This window comes from Pseudomonas sp. Wu6 (assembly GCF_019891515.1).
GTDB classification, from domain to species: Bacteria; Pseudomonadota; Gammaproteobacteria; order Pseudomonadales; family Pseudomonadaceae; genus Aquipseudomonas; species Aquipseudomonas orientalis_A.
The window spans coordinates 87,246-110,808 of record NZ_JAFLXH010000001.1; the positions used below are offsets into that span (position 1 = coordinate 87,246).

The 23,563-nt window shown below is 61.8% G+C and carries 18 protein-coding genes; 7 read left to right on the forward strand and 11 right to left on the reverse strand.

The features are described 5' to 3' along the window. Nucleotides 1-166: 166 nt before the first annotated feature. Nucleotides 167-1,606: a TolC family outer membrane protein gene (locus J1G34_RS00350; protein ID WP_065886551.1), complete on the forward strand. Its 1,440-nt coding sequence runs from the start codon at nucleotides 167-169 to the stop codon at nucleotides 1,604-1,606. Nucleotides 1,607-1,728: 122 nt separating this feature from the next. Here J1G34_RS00350 and waaA read toward each other — a convergent pair whose 3' ends face one another. Continuing rightward, nucleotides 1,729-3,006, reverse strand: coding sequence for a lipid IV(A) 3-deoxy-D-manno-octulosonic acid transferase (gene waaA, locus J1G34_RS00355; RefSeq protein ID WP_222993002.1), 1,278 nt, complete (start codon nucleotides 3,004-3,006; stop codon nucleotides 1,729-1,731). Nucleotides 3,007-3,029: 23 nt separating this feature from the next. Further along, entirely contained in the window at nucleotides 3,030-3,920 is an 891-nt protein-coding gene (locus J1G34_RS00360) for a LysR family transcriptional regulator (protein WP_065937255.1), read from the reverse strand. A 102-nt stretch (nucleotides 3,921-4,022) separates the two neighbouring features. Here J1G34_RS00360 and J1G34_RS00365 point away from each other — a divergent pair, with 102 nt between their 5' ends. Genes J1G34_RS00365 through J1G34_RS00380 form a run of 4 tightly spaced genes read left to right on the forward strand, consistent with a single transcriptional unit; the run spans nucleotide 4,023 to nucleotide 7,408 of the window. Continuing rightward, nucleotides 4,023-4,358, forward strand: a complete 336-nt coding sequence (locus tag J1G34_RS00365; RefSeq protein ID WP_057724331.1) for a DMT family transporter — start codon at nucleotides 4,023-4,025, stop codon at nucleotides 4,356-4,358. A gap of 55 nt (nucleotides 4,359-4,413) precedes the next feature. Beyond that, on the forward strand, nucleotides 4,414-5,589 hold the full coding sequence (locus J1G34_RS00370; protein ID WP_065894467.1) for an NAD(P)/FAD-dependent oxidoreductase: 1,176 nt from the start codon (nucleotides 4,414-4,416) through the stop codon (nucleotides 5,587-5,589). Further along, nucleotides 5,586-6,398: an aldo/keto reductase gene (locus J1G34_RS00375; protein ID WP_065894465.1), complete on the forward strand. Its 813-nt coding sequence runs from the start codon at nucleotides 5,586-5,588 to the stop codon at nucleotides 6,396-6,398. The genes J1G34_RS00370 and J1G34_RS00375 overlap by 4 nt, the downstream gene beginning before the upstream one ends. A gap of 41 nt (nucleotides 6,399-6,439) precedes the next feature. Continuing rightward, nucleotides 6,440-7,408 carry a metal ABC transporter ATPase gene (locus J1G34_RS00380; protein WP_065886556.1) on the forward strand — a complete coding sequence of 323 codons (969 nt, stop codon included), beginning with the start codon at nucleotides 6,440-6,442 and terminating at the stop codon, nucleotides 7,406-7,408. 31 nt (nucleotides 7,409-7,439) lie between these two features. Here the strand turns inward: J1G34_RS00380 and J1G34_RS00385 are convergent, their stop codons facing one another. From J1G34_RS00385 to msbA, 3 genes are all read right to left on the reverse strand, one after another. Then, nucleotides 7,440-8,375: an NAD-dependent epimerase/dehydratase family protein gene (locus J1G34_RS00385; protein WP_065894463.1), complete on the reverse strand. Its 936-nt coding sequence runs from the start codon at nucleotides 8,373-8,375 to the stop codon at nucleotides 7,440-7,442. Then, a complete protein-coding gene (gene hldE, locus J1G34_RS00390) occupies nucleotides 8,368-9,792 on the reverse strand; it encodes a bifunctional D-glycero-beta-D-manno-heptose-7-phosphate kinase/D-glycero-beta-D-manno-heptose 1-phosphate adenylyltransferase HldE (RefSeq protein ID WP_065886558.1) in 1,425 nt (474 codons plus the stop codon). Before hldE ends, J1G34_RS00385 begins: the two co-directional genes overlap by 8 nt. A 936-nt stretch (nucleotides 9,793-10,728) precedes the next feature. After that, nucleotides 10,729-12,534, reverse strand: coding sequence for a lipid A export permease/ATP-binding protein MsbA (gene msbA, locus J1G34_RS00395; RefSeq protein ID WP_065886559.1), 1,806 nt, complete (start codon nucleotides 12,532-12,534; stop codon nucleotides 10,729-10,731). A gap of 158 nt (nucleotides 12,535-12,692) precedes the next feature. On the opposite strand from msbA, the gene J1G34_RS00400 reads away from it, so the two are divergent. Next, on the forward strand, nucleotides 12,693-14,549 hold the full coding sequence (locus J1G34_RS00400) for a bifunctional O-antigen ligase/aminoglycoside phosphotransferase family protein (protein ID WP_222993004.1): 1,857 nt from the start codon (nucleotides 12,693-12,695) through the stop codon (nucleotides 14,547-14,549). Between the two features lie 55 nt (nucleotides 14,550-14,604). On the opposite strand, the gene J1G34_RS00405 is transcribed toward J1G34_RS00400, so the two are convergent. From J1G34_RS00405 to J1G34_RS00430, 6 genes are all read right to left on the reverse strand, one after another. Further along, nucleotides 14,605-15,486 carry a glycosyltransferase gene (locus tag J1G34_RS00405; protein WP_222993006.1) on the reverse strand — a complete coding sequence of 294 codons (882 nt, stop codon included), beginning with the start codon at nucleotides 15,484-15,486 and terminating at the stop codon, nucleotides 14,605-14,607. Next, on the reverse strand, nucleotides 15,483-16,631 hold the full coding sequence (locus tag J1G34_RS00410) for a glycosyltransferase family 4 protein (protein ID WP_065894455.1): 1,149 nt from the start codon (nucleotides 16,629-16,631) through the stop codon (nucleotides 15,483-15,485). Before J1G34_RS00410 ends, J1G34_RS00405 begins: the two co-directional genes overlap by 4 nt. Nucleotides 16,632-16,685: 54 nt before the next feature. After that, nucleotides 16,686-18,086: a PIG-L deacetylase family protein gene (locus tag J1G34_RS00415; RefSeq protein ID WP_222993009.1), complete on the reverse strand. Its 1,401-nt coding sequence runs from the start codon at nucleotides 18,084-18,086 to the stop codon at nucleotides 16,686-16,688. Beyond that, the gene (locus J1G34_RS00420; protein WP_222993011.1) at nucleotides 18,083-18,979 is read right to left on the reverse strand and encodes an antimicrobial resistance protein Mig-14; all 897 of its coding nucleotides are present in this window, start codon (nucleotides 18,977-18,979) and stop codon (nucleotides 18,083-18,085) included. Before J1G34_RS00420 ends, J1G34_RS00415 begins: the two co-directional genes overlap by 4 nt. Continuing rightward, entirely contained in the window at nucleotides 18,980-20,737 is a 1,758-nt protein-coding gene (locus J1G34_RS00425) for a carbamoyltransferase family protein (RefSeq protein WP_065886565.1), read from the reverse strand. It lies immediately after the preceding gene. 133 nt (nucleotides 20,738-20,870) lie between these two features. Continuing rightward, nucleotides 20,871-21,206 (reverse strand): YceK/YidQ family lipoprotein, encoded by a 336-nt coding sequence (locus tag J1G34_RS00430; RefSeq protein WP_122737299.1) that lies wholly within the window; start codon nucleotides 21,204-21,206, stop codon nucleotides 20,871-20,873. Between the two features lie 205 nt (nucleotides 21,207-21,411). On the opposite strand from J1G34_RS00430, the gene J1G34_RS00435 reads away from it, so the two are divergent. Beyond that, a complete protein-coding gene (locus J1G34_RS00435) occupies nucleotides 21,412-23,493 on the forward strand; it encodes a TonB-dependent receptor family protein (protein ID WP_222993013.1) in 2,082 nt (693 codons plus the stop codon). Nucleotides 23,494-23,563 lie beyond the last annotated feature (70 nt).

Consider the following 23,563-nt stretch of genomic DNA (forward strand, 5'->3'; position numbering starts at 1 on the left):
TTGCCAATGACACTGTCGTCAGGATGATAAATGGCGTAATTACAGGATTGTTGTGCCGAGGCCCGCCCACTACACTCCTGAGCTGCCTTAGGCTTGACGCTCCCTCTTTGCCACCGTAGCCTTGGGCAATAAATTATCATCGTAATATTTACTCAGGGATCGCCTCATGCTGCGCAAACTTTCACTGGCAATTGCCGTGTCTTGTGCGACCAATGGAATGGTCTGGGCAGCTGAAGCGCCCTTGTCCGCCAACACCGACCTGGTCAGCGTCTATCAGGAAGCGGCGAGCAACAACGCCGACCTGGCCGCTGCCCGCGCTCAATATGGCGCGCAGAAAGAAGTGGTGCCCCAGGCGCGCGCAGGCTTGCTGCCGAACCTGTCGGCCGGCGCCGACAGTAACAACGTGCGCACCCAGATCGACCAGCCCGCCGCCACTGCCAGCCGCGACGCGCACTCCTGGCGCGCCACCCTGAGCCAGCCGCTGTTTCGCGCCGATCGCTGGTTCCAGCTGCAAGCCGCCGAAGCCGTCAGCGAGCAAGCCTCGCTGCAACTGTCGGCCAGTGAACAGAACCTGATTTTGCAAAGTGCCGAGAGCTACTTTGCAGTCCTGCGCGCGCAAGACAACCTGGCCTCCACCAAGGCCGAAGAAAATGCCTTCAAACGCCAGCTCGACCAGTCCAATGAGCGCTTCGATGTGGGCCTGTCGGACAAGACCGATGTGCTGCAATCCCAGGCCAGCTACGACACCGCTCGCGCCAACCGCATCGTGGCCCAGCGCCAGGTGGACGACGCCTTCGAGGCGCTGATCACCCTGACCAACCGCCAGTACAACTCGATCCAGGGCATCGTCCATACGCTGCCGGTGCTGCCGCCGGCGCCGAACGACGCCAAGGCCTGGGTCGAAACCGCCGGGCGCCAGAACCTCAACCTGCTGGCCAGCAATTACGCAGTGACAGCCGCCGAGGAAACCCTCAGGCAGCGCAAGGCCGGCCACTTGCCGACGCTCGATGCGGTTGCGCAATACGAAAAAGGTGACAACGATGCCCTGGGGTTCAGCAACCCGAACCAGTTGCCCATCCCGTATGGTGGCGATGTGTCGCAACGCACCATCGGCTTGCGGTTGAACATCCCGATCTACAGCGGCGGCCTCACCAGCTCGCAAGTGCGTGAATCCTATTCACGTCTCGATCAGTCCGAGCAGCAACGCGAAGGCCTGCGCCGCCAGGTGGTGGAAAACACCCGTAACCTGCACCGCGCCGTCAACACCGATGTGGAACAGGTGCAAGCACGCCGCCAGTCGATCATCTCCAACCAAAGCGCGGTGGAAGCCACGGAAATCGGCTATCAGGTGGGCACGCGCAATATCGTCGACGTGCTGGACGCACAGCGCCAGCTCTACTCGTCGGTGCGCAACTACAACAACAGCCGCTACGACTACATCCTCGACAACCTGCGCTTGAAGCAGGCAGCGGGCACGCTGAACCCGGGGGATCTGCAGGACCTGACGCGCTACTTGAAAGCCGACTACAACCCGGATAAAGACTTCCTGCCACCGGACCTGGCCAAGGCCGCCGCCGAGCAGCTCAAGGCCCGCCCGGGTTCTTGAAAACACCATAAACCAATGTGGGAGGGGGCTTGCCCCCGATGGCAGTGGGTCAGCCAACCTGTTGGGTGACTGACACACCGCTATCGGGGGCAAGCCCCCTCCCACATTTGAATTGTGTTGAATCAGTGAGTCATCAACCTGTCCAGTCCGTCCAGCAAACGCTCAAGCGCTCCCTGATTGGCCTGCATCACTTTCAATCCCGCCTCTGCCATCCTGCGCGCATCCCGCGGCAGCTCGAACAATTGGCGCACCGCTTCTGCCAAACCTTCTGCGTCATCCACTTCGCGCAACGCCCCGGCCTCGCGCATCATCGCGCTGATTTCCAGGAAGTTGAACAGGTGCGGCCCCATGATCACCGGCTTGCCCAGCGCCGCCGGCTCCAGCGGATTGTGCCCGCCGGTCGGTACCAGGCTGCCGCCGACAAAGGCGCTGTCGGCCAACGCGTAGAGAAACAGCAACTCGCCCATGGTGTCGCCCAGCAGCACTGAAGTATCGGCATTGACCGCTTCGCCACTGGAGCGCCGCACGGTAGCAAAGCCTTGCTGCACGCACCGATCGAACGTTGGCCCGAAGCGTTCCTGATGACGGGGCACCAGAATCAGCAGCGCATTGGGATAGCTGGCCAGCAACTGACGATGGGCGTCGAGCACGACTTCGTCTTCGCCCTCGTGGGTGCTGGCGGCGATCCACACCGGGCGTTCGCCGGCGCCCCATTGTTCGCGCAAGGCGGCGGCGCGTTCCGGCAGTTGGGGGTCGATGGTCAGGTCAAACTTGATCGAGCCGGTGACTTCAACGGTTTCAGGTCGCGCGCCCAGGCTGCGGAAACGCTCGGCCTCGGTTTCGGTCTGCACGGCGAACCAGCTCATTTCGGCCAGCATCGGCGCGGTCAGTCTGGCGAAACGCGCATAGCCCTTGGCCGAGCGTGCCGACAATCGCGCGTTGGCCAGGGCCACCGGAATACCGCGTTGGGCGCAGGCGTGAATATGGTTAGGCCACAATTCGGTTTCCATGATCACTGCGAGCCTTGGCTGTACTCGGTCAAGAAAACGCCGGGCAGCGCAGGGCAAATCGTACGGCAGATAACAATGCTGGACGCGCGGTTCATCGGCAAACAGCGCCTGGATTCGCTCGGAACCGGTGGGCGTCATGCAGGTGACGGTCATCGGCAACTGCGGGTAACGCGCCAGGAGGGCCCGGATCATCGGCGCGGCGGCAATGCTTTCGCCCACCGACACCGCATGCACCCAGATCCCACCCGGCTGCATCACAGGCAAGCCATAGGAAAATCGCTCGCCCACGCGCTTGGCATAGGCCGGCGCCTTGCGCGCGCGCAGCCACAGACGTAAAGCCACCAACGGCAGCGCCAGGTAAAACAGACAGGTGTAGAGAGTTCTATTCATGGCGGCGGAGTTTATCGGCTTTTTCAGTCGATCGCCTGCAAGCACTCGGCAAAACGTTCAGCCACAAAGCGTGCCGCAGGCCCGAGGTGCTCATCGCGACGCCACACCAACTCCACCACCAGCGCCGGCGGGGTCCATTCGCTGCGCAGTTCAACCATCTGCTGTTGATAGGTGGGATATTGCACGATGTGCCGTGGCAACCAGGCCCAACCCAGGCCGCTCATCACCCATTCGGCCAACACATAGAAGCTGTCGGCCCGCCATACCTGCGGGCTGGCGGCTTCACTGCCGGGGTAGACGCTGGTCTGGGTCGACATCAGCAACTGGCGATACTGCGCCAACCGTTGGCAGTCCACGTACTGCTCCCTGGCCATGGGGTGATTGACACCGCACACCGTGACCATCTCCACACTGCCCACCACCCGCCGCTCAAGGGCTTCGGGAATCTGGTCGTGATAGAACAACAGACCCAGGTCGGCCTGGCGTTCCACCAGCTTGCGCGCCACATCGCCTTGCGCTGCGCTGGACAACTGCACTTCCAGCAATGGATAGCGCACCGCCAGCGCCGCAAGGCTGTCGAGCACCGGTTGGAACAACATCGCCTCGTCCTGAGCCAGGCGCAGACATGCTTCCTCGCCACGGGTCAGCGACAGCGCCCGCCCCGTCAGGCGCTCGCACTGGCGCAGCACTTCACGCGCTTCCTCCAGCAACACACTGCCGGCTTCGGTCAGGCGCGGCTGACGGCCACTGCTACGCGCGAACAGGCTGACGCCCAGGTCCGCCTCCAACATCGCGATCGCGGTGCTGACGGCCGACTGCGCCTTGCGCTGCCCACGCGCCACGGCGGAAAACGAGCGCTGTTCGGCGACGCTGACAAACAGGCGCATCTGTTCCAGATCCCACTGCACGCTCATGGCTTAACCTATCTTCAATTCGGATAGGTAATGACTTTACCCCATCTGTTGAACCTCTAGAATGCCGACCTATCAAACCCGCTCCACCTTGAGGATTGCACCATGAACGCCGCCTACTGTTACCTGGCCATCGCCATCTGCTCGGAGGTGATCGCGACCGTTTCCATGAAAGCCATCAAGGGGTGGAGCACACCGATTCCGCTGTTGCTGGTGATCGTCGGTTACGGCATCGCGTTCTGGATGCTGACGCTGGTTGTGCGCACCGTGCCGGTCGGCGTGGCGTATGCCGTCTGGGCCGGCATGGGCATCGTGATGGTCAGCATTGCCGCGCTGTTCATCTACGGGCAGAAGCTGGATATCCCGGCCATGCTGGGGATGGGACTGATTGTGCTGGGCGTGGTGGTGATTCAGCTGTTCTCGAAAACCGCGGGTCACTGACCGCCCCTCAACAGCCTGTATACTGCGCCCCTTGTCTTGAACATTGAGGTCGCCGATGCCATCCGTTATTTCCACCGACGTTCTGATTGTCGGCGCCGGGGTTGCCGGCCTCTGGCTCAATGCGCGCCTGCGCCGCCAGGGGTTTTCCACGGTACTGGTGGAAAGCGCGACCCTGGGTGGCGGGCAAAGCGTTAAGTCCCAGGGAATCATTCACGGCGGTGCGAAATACGCCCTGCACGGCGCCCTCACCGGCGCCTCCGAAGCGATTGCCGACATGCCGCGTCGCTGGCGTGAAGCCCTGGCCGGCAATGGCGAGTTGGACCTGTCCGGCGTGCGCCTGCTCTCTGAAGCCCACTACCTGTGGTCCCCCGGCACCCTCGCCGGCAATCTCACCAGTTTTTTTGCCAGCAAGGCCGTGCGCGGCCGTGTCGATCAGGTCAAGGGCGACGAACTGCCGGTCGCGCTGCAGGATCGTCGCTTCAAGGGCAAGGTCTACCGCCTGGCAGAATTGGTGGTGGATGTGCCCAGCCTGATTGAACGCCTGGCGCACCTGGCCGGTGACGGTCTGCTCGCGGGCCAGCACATCGAACCGCTGCGCGAAGGCGACACGCTGGTGGGCTTGACGGTCGATGGCCGCGAAATCCGCGCTCAGCGCATCGTATTGAGTGCCGGCGCGGGCACCGCCGATCTGCTGGCGGCCCTGGGCTTGAGCCAGCCGGCGATGCAAACCCGCCCGTTGCACATGATCCTCGCCAAAGGCCCGGGCCTGAAGCCGTTGTATGCCCATTGCCTGGGCGGCGGTACCAAGCCGCGCCTGACCGTGACCACGCACCCGGCCGCAGACGGCAACTGGGTGTGGTACATCGGCGGCGATATCGCCGAGGCCGATGGCGTGGCCCGCACGCCGCAAGAGCAAATTGCCACCGCGCAGAAAGAACTCGCTCAGCTGTTGCCATGGATCGACATGAGCCAGACCCAGTGGGCCACCTTGCGCGTCGAACGCGCCGAGCCACTGCAATCAGGCCTGAGCCGTCCCGACAATGCCTTCCTGGCCGAACAGGGCCGCCTGTTGGTGGGCTGGCCGACCAAGCTGGCCCTGGCGCCGGACTTTGCCGACCGGGTCATCGACAGCCTGGAACGCGCCGGCATCCGCCCAGGCGCCAGCGACCCCCTGCCCGACCTGCCCAAACCCGCGATCGGCCAACCCGCCTGGGAGCACCTGTTGCCATGAGCCTGCCAACCCTGCACGAACTGTATCGCCCCCTCGGCAGCACCGGCCTGCTGGTGTCGCCCCTGGGCCTGGGCACCGTCAAGCTGGGTCGCGACCAAGGGGTCAAATACCCCAACGGCTTTCAGATTCCAAATGACGACGAGGCGCGAATGTTGCTGCGCCAGGCGCGCCAGTTGGGCATCAACCTGATCGATACCGCACCCGCCTACGGCCGCAGCGAAGAGCGCCTGGGGCCACTGCTGCGTGACCAGCGCAAGGATTGGGTGATCGTCAGCAAGGTCGGCGAAGAATTCGAGGACGGCATGTCCCGCCACGATTTCAGCGCCGCCCATACGCGGATGTCGATCGAGCGCAGTCTGAAACGACTTGAAACGGATTTTATCGATCTGGTGCTGGTGCACTCCGATGGCAACGACCTGCACATCCTCAACGACTGCGAGGTTTACCAGACCCTGGCGGAGTTGAAAAAAGAGGGCAAGATCCGCGGTTTCGGCTTCTCCGGCAAGACCGTTGAAGGCGGCGTGAAGGCGCTGGAGCAGGGTGATTGCGCCATGGTGACTTACAATCTGAACGAACAGGCCGAAAAAGCCGTCATTGATTACGCGGCGGCCCATGGCAAGGGCATCCTGGTGAAAAAAGCCCTGGCCAGCGGCCACGTATGCCTGGCGCCTGGAATGGATCCAATTCAGGCGAGTTTCACGTTGTTGTTTGCGCAAACGGGCGTCGCCAGTGCTATTGTCGGGACCATCAATCCGCTGCACCTGGCCCATAACGTGGCAACCGCTGCCCGAGTCATCCGTCAACTCTGATGCCGCCCACGCGGCCGACCCCGTCGCACAAAGGAGCCGACATGCCGCGTACGCTCATAAGAAAGAACCCCAGCAACTTCAAGACACTGCCGCTGCACGTGGAAGCCACCCCCGAAGGCCTGAGCTACCAGAGCGTCGGCATGCCGCTCAACTTCGCCCAGACCCTGCAACGGCGCAAGCCGGTCGAGGTGCCGGACGCCGAACGCTTCGCCCTGGAACTGGCGAACCTCGGCGTCTCGGTGCGCCTGACCCTGCACTGGCAAAACAAGGATTACTGGGTGCTGGTACGCCAGCGTCGCCAGGATCGCGGCGACGTGGTGCTCAAGCTGATCTCCGGCTACGTCCCCGCCCATGAACTGAACCTGCCGCTGCACACGGCTATTCAGGAAATTGCAGAGGAATGCCTGCTGGAAACCCCTGAAGGCTGGCTCGGCGGGCGCTTCAACGATACCTGGCTGCCGGCGCCCTACTCCGCCGCGCTGCATTACCGTGAAGCCCTGCCGTTTCGCCTGAGCCCGCTGTCCGGCGCCGCGCGTCCGGTGCGCTGCGCCACCACCCAGCTGATCGAGCGTCCACGGGCCTATGTGCACCTGCCGACGGCGTCACTGCAGCTGATTTACGACCTGCGCCTGGAAGTGCCGAAGGAAGCCAAGTCCCTGAGCCTGTTCCATGTGGATGAGCGCCTGGAAGGTGACCAACTGGTCGCACGCCTGGATCGCAAGCGTCCGGACCTGTACCTGATGCCGCTCAAGGACGGCGAGCCCCTTGCCGAGTTGTACACCGTCAAGAAGGACCAACTGTATCCAGCGAGCACACGGGGTTTGTACCTGGCCGAAAGCTTCGCCCGGCAGGACGGCTGGCTGGTGCGTGATGAGCGGATTCGCTGGAAGGACTGGCTCAGGCAGCAAGGCCTGGCACAGCCGGAAAAAGAGTCAAAGCTCAAGCGCTTGACCGGCAAGGCGCAGCAGATGCTGCGCAAGATCGTGCCGAAGAAAAAAGCCAGGGGCTGACGCACACCCGATATCGCTATCGGCGTGCGGCTCAGCCTTTGAGCAAGCGCTCCAAGCCGACCTTCAACGGGGTAGGTTCAGGCAGGGTGAAGCTTGCCAGCAGGCGCCGATTGTCGGCCCGCGAATGGCGAATATCCCCCAGGCGCGCCGGTCCATAAGTAATGACCGGCAATGCGCCCACCACTTGCTCCAGTGCCTGCAGCACCTGCTTAAGCGTAGTGGCGTGGTTCCAACCGACGTTGATTGCCCCTGCGGGAATAGTCGGCAACTCGATGGCCTGCACCAGCACATCCACCAGGTCTTCCACATACATGAAGTCACGGGTTTGTTCGCCATCGCCAAACACGGCAATGGGCAGGCCCTGCTGCACACGCTCGCTGAAAATGCTGATCACACCGGAATACGGCGATGACGGGTCCTGGCGCGGACCGAAGATATTGAAGAAGCGGAAAATGACCGGCTCCAGGCCATGCTCACGACGGTAGAAGTCGAAGTAGTGCTCGCTGGCCAATTTGTCCGAGGCATAGGGTGTCAGCGGCGCCTTGGTCGTCTCTTCGTCGATGGAGGCACCCTCGCCGTTGTTGCCGTAGACCGCTGCGCTGGAAGCGTACACCACACGCTTCACGCCGGCCTTGCGCATGGCTTCGCAGATATTCAAGGTACCGATGAAATTGCTCTGGTGCGTGCTGACCGGATCGTCCACGGATGCCTGGACCGACGCCACGGCCGCCAGGTGGACCACCGCCGACGCGCCAACGACCACTTGAGCCAAAAGCTCGGCGTCGGCCACATCACCTTCCACCAGTTGCACGCGCGGGTCATCCAGGGGCAGGTTGCTGCGCTTGCCGGTAGACAGGTTATCCAGCACCCGCACCGAATAGCCCTTGGCGAGCAACGCGTCAACCAAATGCGAACCGATAAAGCCTGCGCCTCCGGTGATCAACACCCATTTATCAGCGTTATTCATTGTTACGTATTTTCTCGACGATGGCCGTGGTCGAACTGTTTTCTACCAACCCCAGCACTTTGACGGTGCCGCCGTAGGCGCTGACGATGTCCGCACCGACCACCTGGTCGACGGAATAGTCACCGCCCTTGACCAGCACATCAGGCTTGACCTGGGCCAACAGGTTTTCCGGGGTGCCTTCAGAAAAGCTGATCACCCAGTCCACCGCACCCAACCCGGCCAGGACCGCCATGCGCCGGTCGACGCTGTTGATCGGTCGGCCCGGGCCTTTCAAGCGGCTGACGGAAGCATCATCGTTGACCGCGACGATCAGGCGATCGCCCTGGGCGCTCGCCTGCTCAAGGTAGGTCACGTGACCGGCGTGCAGGATGTCGAAACAGCCGTTGGTGAACACGATGCTTTCGTTGTGGGCGCGTGCGTCGTCAATCGCCAGCAGCAATTGCTCGAGCCCCAGCACACCGCGCTCCGAACCTTCGGAACGCTGGATGGCGCGACGCAACTCAGGGGCGCTGATGGCCGCGGTGCCCAGTTTACCCACCACAATGCCCGCCGCCAGATTGGCCAGGGCTACGGCATGGGGCAGTTCCTCGCCGGCGGCGATGGACGCGGCCAGGGTGGAAATCACCGTATCACCGGCGCCGGTGACGTCGAACACTTCCCGCGCACGCGCCGGCAGGTGCATCGCCGGGTGGCCGGGACGCAGCAGCGTCATGCCATGTTCGCCACGGGTCACCAACAGGGCACCGAGTTCAAGGTCGGCCATCAGCGCCGCGCCCTTGCTGACCAGTTCATGCTCATCGGCGCAACCACCGACGACCGCTTCGAACTCGCTGAGGTTGGGCGTGATCAGGCTGGCGCCCCGATAAATCGAGAAGTCCTTGCCCTTGGGATCGGCCAGCACCGGAATGTTGCGGGCCTTGGCGGCCTGGATCAGCACCTGGTGATTCTTCAGGGCGCCTTTGCCGTAGTCGGACAACACCAGCACCTTGATGCCTTCGAGCAACGCGTTGACCTGGTCACCGAGGGCCAGGGCGTCGGTGGCGAAGGGTTCTTCGAAATCGATACGCAGCAATTGCTGGTGACGGCTCATGACCCGCAGCTTGACGATGGTCGGCTGATGAGCGATGCGCTGGAACAACGCGCGCACGCCGGCACCGCGCAGGCTGTTGGCCAGGCTGTCGGCGGCTTCGTCGTCACCGGTCACACCCACCAGGGAGGCCGGGGCGCCGAGCGCGGCAATATTGAGGGCAACGTTGGCAGCGCCACCTGGACGGTCTTCGATTTGCTCGACCTTGACCACCGGTACCGGCGCCTCAGGGGAAATCCGTGAGGTACCACCATGCCAGTAACGGTCGAGCATGACATCGCCGACCACCAAGACAGGGGCTTGATTGAATCGCGGCATGGACAACTTCATGGAGCAACCCACATACAAAATGAACAGGGGCGCGATATTAGCACAGGGTTTGCGACGGCTTGCGCCCACCGCAGGGCAAATGTGGGAGGGGGCAAGTCCCCGATGGCATAGGTATCTACACAACTCTATGACGCCCAACGCTAACCACGATGCGCAGCGAGTCGCTCTTGATCTTAGGCGCCCCTTGAAACCACGCGGCCGAGCGCAAGCTTGAATCCGAGGATAACCCGCAGAACGCCGGGTTAGCCGCACCGGGCCAGGGATGACCCATTGCGGCGGCCCAGAGGCCGCCATCGGGGGCAAGCCCCCTCCCACATTTGGACCGGGGTCGACACAAAATACCGGTCGGCTCTAAGGCCGCCGCGCTTTTGATCTTGATCTTAGGCACCCCGTTAAACCACGCTGGCCGAACGCAGGCTTGAATTCGTGGGTAACCCGGCAGGACGCCGGGTTAGCCGCACCGGGCCAGGGATGACCCATTGCGGCGGCCCAGAGGCCGCCATCGGGGGCAAGCCCCCTCCCACATTTGGACCGGGGTCGACCAGAATACCGGTCGGCTCTAAGGCCGCCGTGCTTTTGATCTTGATCTTAGGCGCCCCGTTAAACCACGCTGGCCGAACGCAGGCTTGAATTCGTGGGTAACCCGGCAGGACGCCGGGTTAGCCGCACTGGGCCATGGATGGCCCATTGCGGCGGCCCACGAATTCAAGCCTGCGTTCGGGCACACCGAGCCTGGGCGAGGTGCCGAGTGGTGGGGCAAGAGCCCTTTGGTTACTTTGGGGCTTTTCCAAAGTGACCCGCCGTCAGGGCGGAACCAATAGCAGCCGTTACCGCAGAAACGGATATGTACCCGGTCCGACCCAACATCCTGGTCGGCCCAGAGGCCGCCATCGGGGGCAAGCCCCCTCCCACATTCGAGCCGTGGCGCCTGTTGGATCAGGTGATGTCGGCCGCTACTGGCGCATCCAGGCCCATGGCATGCAGGCGCGCGTAGTAGCCGTTCTGCGCCAGCAGTTCACCATGGGTGCCGCGCTCGACAATGCGCCCGTCGTCCATCACCAGGATCAGGTCGGCCTTCTCGATGGTGGACAAGCGGTGTGCAATCACCAGCGTGGTGCGCCCCTGCATGACCTTGTCCAGCGCGGCCTGGATATGCCGCTCGGACTCGGTGTCGAGGGCCGAGGTGGCCTCGTCGAGAATCAACACCGGTGCGTTCTTGAGCAGCGCACGGGCAATCGCCAGGCGCTGACGCTGGCCACCGGAAAGCAGCACCCCGTTCTCGCCGACCTGGGTATCGAAGCCCTTGGGCAACTGGTCGATGAAGTCCTTGGCGTTGGCATCCGTCGCCGCCGCTTCAACGTCTTCGCGTGGCGCGCCGGCCAGGTCGCCATAGGCGATATTGTTGGTCACGGTGTCGCTGAACAGGGTCACATGCTGGGTGACCTGGGCAATGTGCTTGCGCAGGTTGAGCAGTTTGTAGTCTTCGATCTCGATGCCATCAAGCAGGATTTCACCGCTCTCATGGTGATAAAACCGCGGGATCAGGCTGGCCAGGGTCGACTTGCCACTGCCCGAACGCCCCACCAGGGCGATCATCTGCCCGGGTTCGGCGGTAAAGCAGATGTCCTTGAGCACATGGCGTTCGGTGCCGGGGTAGGTGAAGTTCAGGTTGCGCACTTCCAGGCGACCGCTGACCTTGTCGCGTTCGAGGGTGCCGTGGTCGACCTCCACCTCTTCGTCCAGCTGTTCGAAAATGCTTTCGGCACCGGCCACACCCTTCTGAATGGTCGAGCTGACTTCCGACAGTTGGCGGATCGGCTTGGGCAACAGGCCGGCCAGGGTGATGTAGGCCACCATGTCGCCGGCCGACGCATCGCCGCGCAGATACAGCACCAGGAACATCAGCACCGCCATCGCGGAGTAGATCACCAGTTGCAGCGCCGGGGTGTAGATCGCCCCGGTGCGGGTCATGCGCAGTTGCTTGTTGGTATTGCTCTGGCTGGCCTTGAGGAAACGCTTCTCTTCATAGACCTCACCACCGAAGCTGCGCACCACGCGGTAACCCTGGATGGTTTCCGAGGCGACGTGGGTCACGTCACCCATGGCCACCTGGATCTTCTTGCTCTGCTTGCGGAATTTCTTGCTGGCCGTGCTGACCATCACGGCAATCAACGGCAGGATGGCAATCATGACCAGCGTCAGGCGCCAGTTCATGAACAGCAGCGAGGCAAACAGGAAGATCACCGTCATGCCTTCGCGGATCACCACCTTGATCGCATCGGTCGCCGCCCCCGTGACCATGGTCACGTTGAAGGTGATGCGGGAAATCAGGTGCCCGGAATTGTGGTTGTCAAAGTAACGGTTAGGCAGCGTCAGCAGGTTGTTGAACAACTGCACGCGCAAATCGTGGACCAGGCCCAAGGAGACCTTGGCCAACAGGTAGTTGCCCAGGAATGAGCCCAGGCCCTGCCAGGCCGCGATCAGAATGATCAGCAGCGGCACCGCCTGCAGCAACTGCAGGTCGCGCAGGAACGGCACGGTCGGAAACAGCACGGCTTCGGGATTGGAAAGGCCGTCGACGAAGTATTTGAGGATGTAACCCAGCATCGGTTGGGTCGACGCGAAAATCAGAAATCCAAGGATACTCAGCGCGAACAAGCCCATATAAGGCTTAACGTAACTGAGCAGGCGGAAGTATATTTTCAAGCTCGAAGGGCTTGCGCTCGGACTGGAGTCGGTCATATCACGCGGCGTTTTGAAAAAGGAGGCTGACTTTAGCACAGCTTCTCTGTTGTACTTGCACCCGGCGTACGCCACGACCCGGCAGGATCAGGCGGGCGACATTACATGGCCACCTCCTCGGGAGGGTCGGCTTTCTCTTTCCGGAATGGCTCTATCGTATGCACTCCAAGCGCCTTATCTATGGCTCGAATCGCGTTTTTGACTTCCTGGTCCTGTGGATTTTGCCTGTTGGCTTGCTGTTGCTCTTGAGTGCACTGTTCTTCGTCGGCAACCGTAATGTACTGCACAAGTTTTATTACGGCCTGTTCAGTGCACCAACTCTTCTGCTGTTGTGCTTGCGCCCAAGGGAGCTCAAGGAAGCCTTCCGCGAGCCTGTAATCCTTGCTTTCGTGGTGTTTTCAGCGTGGGCGTTGACCAGTCTTTTATGGAGCCCTGAGCATCACCCCGACACTGATCTTTTTAAGAGACCACTGCATACGTTCATGCTGCTGGCCGGCTGCGGCATGTTGCTGCATTACCGTAACGAGTTGTTCAAGCCGATCCTCTTCAGCGCGGCGCTCATCGCGCTGGTCGCCACTTTCTTAGACGTCGCGCATTTCATCAATGGTTTTGAGCCCGGAATGCGCATGATTGGTGGGCGCGGTGCACTGGATAACCCACTGCTCAGTTCTCACCTCTTTGGTTTCTTTACTATCTACTGGCTGTTCATCTGTTTAACAACCCGTCAACTCAAAGCCCTGTGGTTCGCGGCCCCAGCGTTTGCCATTATGCTTGCGGCCATATTGGCGACAGGTTCAAGGACGCCCTTGGTCGCGCTGGTGATTACCGCCTTCTGGCTGTCGCTCTCTAGCCCCAATCGCCGCTCGGCCCTGATGATTGCGAGTCTGGCATTTGGCTTTGCGGCGGTCATGGTGATGGCCCCTGAAATGATCACTGCACGCGGCGACTCTTCACGCTTGGACCTCTGGCGGTTGTCGCTGGAGCGTATCGCCGAGCATCCGTGGATTGGCCACAGCTACGATTCCGAGCTCTACCTTTACTTCGGATGGGGTGAAACCCTGCGCGAACCTCACAGTTTTGCCCTTGGCGTGCTGTATTACGTCGGCATCATCGGCTTTATCCCGTGGATCATCATGATCGGCTGGGGTTTTTACATCAGCTTCCGACACCGTGCTCAACCGCTTTTCATCCTCGCCTCATCACTGTTGGCATACGGGGTCGGTGCCGGCCTGACCGAGGGGGGCGGCATTCTTTCGCGCCCTAAAGAGCACTGGTTTCTGTTGTGGATTCCGCTGGCGCTGATCGCCGGCCTGAGTATTGCCCGGCGCCGGGGCAGTCTATTGCGACTGCCAGTAGTAGCAATCAAGCGCCCGGCATTTGACCAGCTGTGCAGCAATGCCCAGGTGATTGAAGCCGATGGCCTGGGGCCAAAAGTCCTGCGCCTGGAAGACGGCAGCTTTCTCAAGCTGTTCCGCCCGCGCCGTTGGTACACCTCCGGCAGCTTCAACCCGTATTCCGAGCGTTTTGCCAGCAACAGCGAACAGTTGCGCAGCCTGGGCATTCCCACCCCGCACATCCTTGGCCTCTACCACTTGCCCGACGCCAGCGGCGCCGTGGCCTATACCCCGCTGCCCGGCCTGACCCTGCGCCAGGCCATGCAAAGCCTGGACAGCAGCCTGCGCGAATCGCTGGTCGAGCGTTTCGGCCGGTTCATGGCGCAACTGCACGAACGCGGTGTGTACTTCCGCTCGCTGCACCTGGGCAACGTGCTGCTGATGGACGACGGCGAGTTCGGCCTGATTGACGTCGCTGACCTGCGCATCTACCCCTCGCCCCTGCGCTACGCCTTGCGCCAGCGTAACTTGCGTCACATGCAGCGCTATCCGCAGGACCGCAACTGGCTGTTCGAAACGCACTTCGAGCAGTTGGTTAAGGGCTATGCGACGGTTGCCAGCCCGACGGCCACGGCGAAACTCCGCGAACAAGTACATAGCCTGGCCAACCCGGCCAGTTGATAAAAAAAGGCGACTATCACTGCCGTGATAGTCGCCTTTTTTACCTCCCTCGTCTTCAGCTCCTCAGCGGCGTCAGATACAGCCGCACCAAGCCACGCAAGGTCTTGCGCCCCCAGAATTTCAGCGGGATCTGCTTGAGAATCTCCCGCGCCAATGGCCGGTCACGGTCGGCGGTCTTGAGGAACATCGAGTTCAGGAAGTTGTAGCGCACCGCATCGTAGGCCGGGTGATCGCTGAACTTGGCGTAGGTATTGAGGATGTTCTGGATCATGTAGCGATGGTTTTTGTAGGTATTGCTGGCGTGCTGTCGGTACTGCGCCATGACTACGTCAAGCGCATCGATGGTGTAGCCCGCCGCGGTTATCTTCAATTGAATCAGCAGGTCTTCCAGGGGAATCAGCGGATCGAAACCACCGACTTCCTCCAGCGCTTCGCGGCGGATCAACATGGTCGGCGCGGGTGGAAACGGCTTGCGGTCCATGAACATGTCGTCGAAGTCGAGACTGCGAAACGGCACATCACGGCGTTGTTTTTTCTCCGGATGCAGGTTGCCATCACCGTCGATCAGCTCGATGTTGCCGGCGCAGATCCCCACCCTGGGCTTGCCTTCCATGTAGGCCACCTGGGTCGCGATACGGTCGGGCAGCATGATGTCGTCTGAGCCGAATGGCGCGATCAGGCTGCCTTTGGCGCGGGCAAGCGCGTTGTTCAGTGTGGCGGTCAGCCCCTGGTTGTGTTGCACCTGGAAATCAAACCCGTGCTCGGCCTGCAGCCGCCGGATGCATTCGACGCTGTCATCCTTGGAGCCGTCGTCGATCACCAGCAATTCGATATTCGGGTAAGTCTGGCCGAGCACACTCAGGATGCTCTGCTCGATGTACCGAGCGTGGTTGTAGGACGCGATAATCACCGAGACCAACGGTTGTTGCGCTGTCATGCTCTACCTGCTTCTTTCAAACCGGTTTCGATCAAATCCAGATACTTGCCCTGGAACTCAGCCAAGGCGTGGTTTGCCTCCAGGTAACGGAAGACCTGCTCACCCTTGGCGCGTAACTGTTCATCACTCATGGCCAGGTAAGTGTCGAGCGCCGCAGTCAATTGCTCCACATTGCCGGGCTCATGAGACAAGCCGCCCGCCCCTTCAACCAGCGGCAGCATGGCCGGCCCGTTGGAGGCGATCACCGGCAGGCGCCCGCTCATGCCTTCCAGCAACGCCAGGCCCAAGCCTTCAAGCAGGGACGGCATGGTCCAGATATCGAACGCACGTACGTACTGCAGACCGTCCTCACGAAAGCCCAGCAAATGCGCACGCCCCACGAGCCCAAGACGCTCAATGTCCGCCCGCAGGTCAGCTTCGGCGCGGCCGGAACCGATGATACCCACCTGAGCCTCAGGATATTTGTCCTTGAGCCGTGCAAACGCCTGCAACAGATGCGTGTGCCCCTTGATCGGCACCAGGCGCCCCAGGGCACCAATCATCCGTGCCTCCAGAGGCAAGCCAAGGGCCTGCCGCGCTTGCTCGCGCGGCAACTGCAAGGCCTCGGCCTGGGGGATGTCGATCGCGTTGGTGACAAAGGTGGTGTTCTCGTGGGTAAAGCCACAGTTCAAGCCCACCAGGTAATCCCTCACCGCCGCCGACACCCCGACAAACCGCCAGGCCGGGCTGACCATGCGGCGCATCTGGCGCCGACGATAGGCCCGCTCGTATTCGCCGAAACCGTGGGAGATGCCGATGCACAGGGGAATCTTCAACCAGCGGTTGAGCGCCAGCATCATGTTCACCGACTTGAAGCGGTTACAGATGACCACGTCGAACTTCTGCTCACGGCAATACTTGTAGATTTCCCACATGGCCCGCAGACGAATGCCCTTCAGGGCTTTCTCGGGAAATTCGAAATATTTGGAGTGGTCGGCCACGCTCAGCGGCTGGCCCGGCTGGGGGCGTCCACTGAGGAAGGCCGATGTGACCTCGAACCGTTCAACCGGCAACGACTTGACGATCTGCTCACCGAGGTCAGCAAAATCATGGAGTTTGACGTTGTAGTCCGGCTGTAGCTGCAAAACCTTGAAACGAGGCTTCATATTGCTCCATGAGGCAATCGGGCTACTGCGCGCAGCCCGACGTAAAAATCAACTTCAGTCCTGCTTGAGCACCCAAAGCAGTTCATGACGGCGCACGGCCTTGCGAAAAAACTCATTCTCGCCGTAAGGCGATGGACAACGACCCGCGAGCAATTGTTGCAGCAGACGGCGCACGCGCCGCTTGAAGGGCGGCCGGGGTTGCAGGTCATGCATCATGCCCAGCGCCATGGCCTTGTCCTGCTGCTGGCTCACGCTCAACACACGGCAATAGGGTTCGAACACCTGGCCCGCATCGAACTGCGGCGGCAACGCCACGCCGGCGCCCGAATTGCCCATGGGCCAGCGGTCGTTATCATGCAGGTGGTTGGCGTACCCGAGCAATGTGCTGGGTTGCAACTCCAGCCCTTGCAACGCTTCGATAACGGCGTTGTAGGCGCAGATATGATCCGGGTGAGGGTCAAGGAGCGGTGTCGGCAACACGATCACCTCGGGCCGCGCCTTGAGCAGCACCGCACGTAGATCGGCAATCAGATTGACCCACGTCGGTGCACCGTCCAGATCGCCGGGCAGCGCCAGGCTGTTGAACCGGCGGAACAGCCGCGTATCGTCCAATTGCGCCTCGCGGGACGCCTGGGGCTGATCCGGCGCGGCCTGCATGGCCGGCAGTTGCAGGCAGAAGTAGCCCAATTGCACGCACTGTGCTTCGGGAACACCGGCCCAGCGCGGCACGCAAATGCTGTCCCAGGCACGCAGGCGTCCCTTGAGTCGAGCGGCATCGGCTTTCGCCAAGCCCATCTGCTGATAGTGCTCGGCTTCGATTTCGCCTGCAGTGAGGGTCACGATCCAGCTTTCATCCGCCTGGGCATAGAGGCCAAAGGCGGCCAGTTCGGCGTCGTCGGCGTGGGGGGCGATCACCATGACCCGCTGACGGGCGTGATCCGGCTGACGGAAAATCCACAGACTGGGCTGGCCGACCACGCGGCACAAGCGGCCGCGCAGCGTCAACTCGCCCGCCGCCAGCGTTGCGGCAGAACCGGTCAGATTAAGGTAGCGCTTGCCCGCCACACCGCGCTCGAACGCCTGACAATCCCCCGCCAGCTCGACCGCCGGGTCAAGGAAACGCCCGAGCCAACCGCTCTTGAGCTGCACTTCAAGGATCAGCGTCTCGTCACCTGCCAGTTCCAGCGGCGTCTGCGGCACCCATCGCCCGTTATCCAGGCGCAGGCCAACCTGCTGGCCGCTCGGGGCGAAGTGGTACTGATAGTCGTCATTGGGCGAATAAAACAGATGATCGGCGAACCAGGCTTCGTGAGCCACCCACAGCAGCAGCGCAAGGATCAGCGGCAGCCACCAGGCGACCAGCACACCGGTCGCAACCAGTATCAGCAGGCAGATCAATAGCGCGACACGCTTGTTGCGCCGATGACGCTTGAGCAATTGCTGTTTGCGGCTCATACGCTGAACACCGGCACCGGGTTGCACCAGCGCTCTTTATATTCACGGTCGGCACGCCCGAAAGAGAAGCGCAACGGCAAATCCTGCGCGCGCGCATGTTCCCAGGCACTTTGTGTATTAAGGAAGCTCAGCACGCTCCCCGGGCTGAACGCACGGGTCTCAGGGTCGACGCCACCGTTGACGTACTCAACGCTTATCCATTCGGGCGCTTGAACGCGATACACCACCTGCACGGCAATCGGCGCGTCATTGAGAAACAGCACCGAACCGATCAGGAACGTCTTGAGCAATTCCAGCACCTCGGCCAGTCGCTCGGCACCGGTGGCGGGAAAGCCCCAGCGCCGCTGGAACAGATCGCAATAAATCGCCGCCAGCTCCACGCCGGAAAACTCGCTGACCGGTCGCACCACGCCGCCCGCTTCCTCGAGCAAACGCAATTCACGGCGCTGGTTGTAGCGAAATTTTTTCGACAGGTCTTCGGGAGTGCGCGCCATGGCCAATTGCTCGGCCTGGGGCTTGAGGGTACTCACGCGCCCCTGGTTCAGCGCCGACAAATAACGGCCACGATGACGCAGCGGCACCTGCGCATCAGCGGCTATCGGCAGGATGATCTCGGCATTGCCCAGGTCAAACAGGCCCTTCTTGCCGGTGCGCTTGAGCACGTCCTTGGAAAGAGCCAGGTCGCGTCCCCAGGTGGCGATTGCCCCCTTGAGTTCACCTCCTTGCTCCCAGCCCAGGTAACGCACCGGAATCTGCGCCAACCCCGCCAGGCGTTCGATCACCTGGGGATGGGTCGCCACGCTGCCGCCGTAACGCTGCCAGGCCTGGGCGTAAACGTCGGCGTCGACAGGCGTCCAGCCACGTTCACGCCAACCCTGGAAGCGGTTCAGCATTTAAACCACAGCGTCATAAGGGTCCACACCATCCTTGACCACCAGGATGTCTTCCATGATCAGGTACTGCAGGTCGGAGCCGAAGAACATGTTCAGCGCGTCGGTCGGCGAGCAGATCATCGCTTCGCCACGACGGTTGAGCGAGGTGTTCAGGGACACGCCGTTGCCGGTCAATACTTCCAGCTCTTTCATCATGTCGTAGTAGCGCGGGTTGTACTCGCGCTTGAGCACCTGGGCGCGGGAGGTGCCGTCTTCATGCACCACTTCCGGCACGCGGGTCTTCCATTCTTCCGACACTTCAAAGGTGAAGGTCATGAACGGCGCCGGGTGGTCGACCTTGATCATGTGCGGGGCCACGGTGTCGAGCATCGACGGGCAGAAAGGCCTCCAGCGCTCGCGGAACTTGATCTGGTGGTTGATACGGTCGGCCACGCCGGTGGCGCTCGGGCAACCGATGATCGAACGACCGCCCAGGGCACGCGGACCAAACTCCATGCGGCCCTGGAACCAGGCCACCGGGTTGCCGTCGACCATGATCTTGGCGATGCGCTTGGGCATGTTTTCGATCTTGCGCCAGTTCGGCTTGCTTTCATGTTTGGCGCAGGCGGCGATCACGTCTTCGTTGCTGTAGGACGGGCCGAGGTAGACGTGTTCCATCTTCTCCACCGGCACACCACGCGCGTGGGACACATAGGCGGCCGCACCCACGGCAGTGCCGGCATCGCCGGACGCCGGCTGCACGAACAGCTCCTTGACGTCATCGCGGGCAATGATCTTCTGGTTCAGCTTGACGTTCAGCGCGCAGCCGCCGGCAAAGGCCAGCTTGCCGGTGTCCTTGAGGATGTCGCCCAGGTAATGGTCGATCATCTGCAAGGCCAGTTTCTCGAACAGCGCCTGCATGCTGGCCGCGTAGTGGATGTACGGCTCGTCGGCGATATCGCCTTCGCGCTTGGGACCCAGCCACTCGATCAGTTTTGGCGAGAAGTAGAACCCCTTGCCCTTCTCTTTATAACGGCGCAGGCCGATGACGTTGGCGTAGTCGGTGTTGATCACCAGCTCGCCGTTCTCGAAGGAGGCCAGGCGCGAGAAATCGTACTTGCTGGCATCGCCATACGGCGCCATGCCCATGACCTTGAACTCACCGTCGAGCATCTCGAAACCGAGGAACTCGGTGATTGCGCCATACAGGCCGCCCAGGGAGTCCGGATCGTAGAATTCCTTGATCTTGTGGATCTTGCCGTTTTCGCCATAGCCGAAGAACGTGGTGGCGTACTCACCCTTGCCGTCGATGCCCAGGATCGCGGTTTTCTCCTGGAAGCCCGAGCAGTGGTAGGCGCTGGAAGCGTGGGCCAGGTGGTGTTCAACCGGTTCGATCTTGATTTTCTTCGGATCGAAGCCCAGTTGCTCCAGGCACCAGACAATCTTGTTGCGATAGCGCTTGTAACGGCGATTGCCCATCAGGATCGCGTCGAGCGCGCGGTCCGGGGCGTACCAGTAGCGTTTGGCGTAGTGCCAGCGCGCCTCGCCGAACAGGCTGATCGGGGCGAACGGGATCGCCACCACATCAACGTCGGACGGTTTGATGCCGGCCTGTTCCAGGCAGAACTTCGCCGACTCGTAGGGCATGCGGTTCTTTGCATGTTTGTCGCGTACGAAGCGCTCTTCTTCGGCGGCCGCAATCAGCTTGCCGTCGATATACAGGGCCGCGGAAGGATCATGGCTAAGGGCGCCGGACAGGCCAAGAATCGTCAATGCCACTGGGGTCTAGCCTCTTTTAGTCTGCATGCAGGCGCAGCGCGCCTGAAAAAAGTGTGCCTCCCGCCCGGGCGGGAAACAGCTAAAGGGCGGGATTATAACTTAAAAGCAGCAGGAAGCTGTTAGCGGCAAGGGGCTAGCGCAGGTCGATGCTGCCGTCGGCGCTTTGCCGGTAGACGGTGTAGGGCAGCAAGAGCGTGTCCATGACGCCTGACAGCGGCACATCAATGAAGGTCCAGGGCACGCTATTCAGCGCCAGGCTGCTCCCCGTACTCGGCGGCCCGTGCAGGACACACAGGTTATACGTCACCCCACTGTAGATACGCGGCACGGACTGGCAATAGGTTTTATCCGCCTTGAGCGCTCTCACGGTGGCGGCATCTTCACGCATCACCGTGGTGACGGTCCCGCAGCCAACCATCATCGACGCACTCCACGCCAGCACCAGCAACTTCATATTTGTTGTGAACATGCCCAGCTCTTCTTTTTTGAATGAGGTCGAAAATCTAGCATCGCCCATCCAACGGTCCAGGCGCCTGGCACCGTCGCTTTGTGTGGGAAACTTCCTGTTCAGCCAAACGGCAATCAGGTTCGGCAAAATCGAGGGGAATCGTTAAACTTGCGACATTTGCGCCTACGCCACTCAACATGCGTTGCGCCACGGACTCGGCCTCTTCATGACCCTACCCGCTCCCACTCCCCTCGCCCTGCTCCTGCTGGGCCTGTGCAGCACCGTCCAGGCCGAAGAAACGCCGTTGCTGCTGGACCCCAGCGTGGTCACCGGCTCGCGCAGCGCCAGCCCGACCTTCGACCTGCCGTACTCGGTGGACGCCATCGACCGCGAACAGATCAGCGACGGTCAACTTGGCATCAACGCCTCCGAAGCCCTGTCCCGCGTGCCTGGCCTGGTGGTGCAGAACCGCCAGAACTATGCGCAGGACCTGCAGATTTCTTCCCGTGGCTTCGGTGCCCGCTCGGCGTTCGGGGTGCGCGGCATCAAGCTGGTTGCCGACGGCATCCCCGCCAGCACCCCGGATGGCCAGGGCCAGGCGGCAACGTTCAACCTCGACACCGCCGAGCGCATCGAAGTCCTGCGCGGCCCGGCAGCGACCCTGTACGGCAGCAACGCTGGCGGGGTGATCCAGATGTTCTCCCGCAACGGCGAAGGCCCGCCACGCATTGGCGCCGAAACCCTGGTGGGCAGCGACGGGCTGAGCAAAAACCACCTCACCGCCGAAGGCGCAGCCGAGGGTGCAGGCTTTGTGCTGGACGCCTCGCGCATGGACACCAATGGCTACCGCGACCACAGCAGCGCACGCCGTGACCAGACGTTCGCCAAGCTCAACTTCCAGCCCGATGACGACAGCAAGCTGGCGTTGATCTACAGCAGCCTGGAGCAGAACGGTACGCAGGACCCGCTGGGGCAGACCTGGGCGGCGTACAAGGCTGACCCGCGCTCGGTGAGCACCAATGCACTGACCTACAACACGCGTAAAAGCATCGACCATCAGCAACTGGGCATGAACTACGAGCGCTACATCGGCGATGCGACGCTGCAGGTGAATGCGTATACGGGGCGGCGCAGTGTGATTCAGTACCTGTCGATCCCCAGGGGCACCCCCGCCAACGAGCGCGGCGGTGGCGTGGTGCAGTTTGACCGCACGTTCTACGGTGGCAGCGCGCGCTGGATGCAGCCTATCCAGAGCGCGCCGGGGGAGTTGACGATCATCGCGGGCCTGGACTTCGACCAGAGCGAAGACAGCCGCCACGGCTATCAGAACTACAGCGGCGCCACCCTGGGCGTGAAAGGCCAGTTGCGCCGCGATGAAATCGACACCGCGCGCAGCCTCGACCCTTACCTCCAGGCCAACTGGGCCCTGGACCGCTGGACCCTGCAGGCCGGCATTCGCCACAGCACGATGGAGCTGGAGGTGCACGATCAATTCCTCGGCAACGGCGACGCCAGCGGCAGCAAGACCTACCAGAAGAACACGCCGTCGATGAGCGTGATGTATGCCTTCACGCCCGACCTGCACGGTTACGTCAGTGCCGGCAAAGGCTTCGAAACGCCCACCCAGGCCGAGCTGGCCTATGCGCCGGGTAACGTCGAGGGTTTCAACTTTGGCTTGAAGCCGTCGCAAAGCACGCAATATGAAATAGGGTTGAAGGCACAACTGAACAACACCCGCATCAACGCTGCGCTGTTTCAGATCACCACTGATGACGAACTGGTGGTGCAGCAATCCATCGGCGGTCGCACCAGCTATCAAAATGCCGGTCGCACGCTGCGCCGTGGATTCGAACTTGGGGTCGAGAGCCAACTCAGCGAGCAGTGGAGCGCCAACCTCGCCTACACCCGCCTGCAAGCCACCTACGACAGCGACTTTGCCAGCGGCGCGAACACCATCGACAAAGGCAACTACCTGCCCGGCGTGCCGCAAACCACGCTGTTCACCGAGCTGAACTGGAAACCACGGGACTGGGTCAGCACCGCCATCGAAGGCATGTACCGCAGCAAAGTCTATGTCGAAGACACCAACCGCCAACACGCCGCACCGGGCTACAGCGTATTCAACTGGCGCGCACGGTTTGAGCAGAAGATCGAGCACTGGACATTCCACCAGACCTTGCGCCTGGATAACCTGCTGGATCGCCAGTATGTGGGCTCGGTGATCGTGGGGGACGGCAATGGGCGCTACTACGAAGCGGCGCCGGGGCGGTCGTGGTATGCAGGCGCTGGGGCTGAATACCAATTCTAATGTGGGAGGGAGCTTGCGCCCGATAGCGGTGGGTCAGTTACACAGGCATTCACTGACCCACCGCATCGGG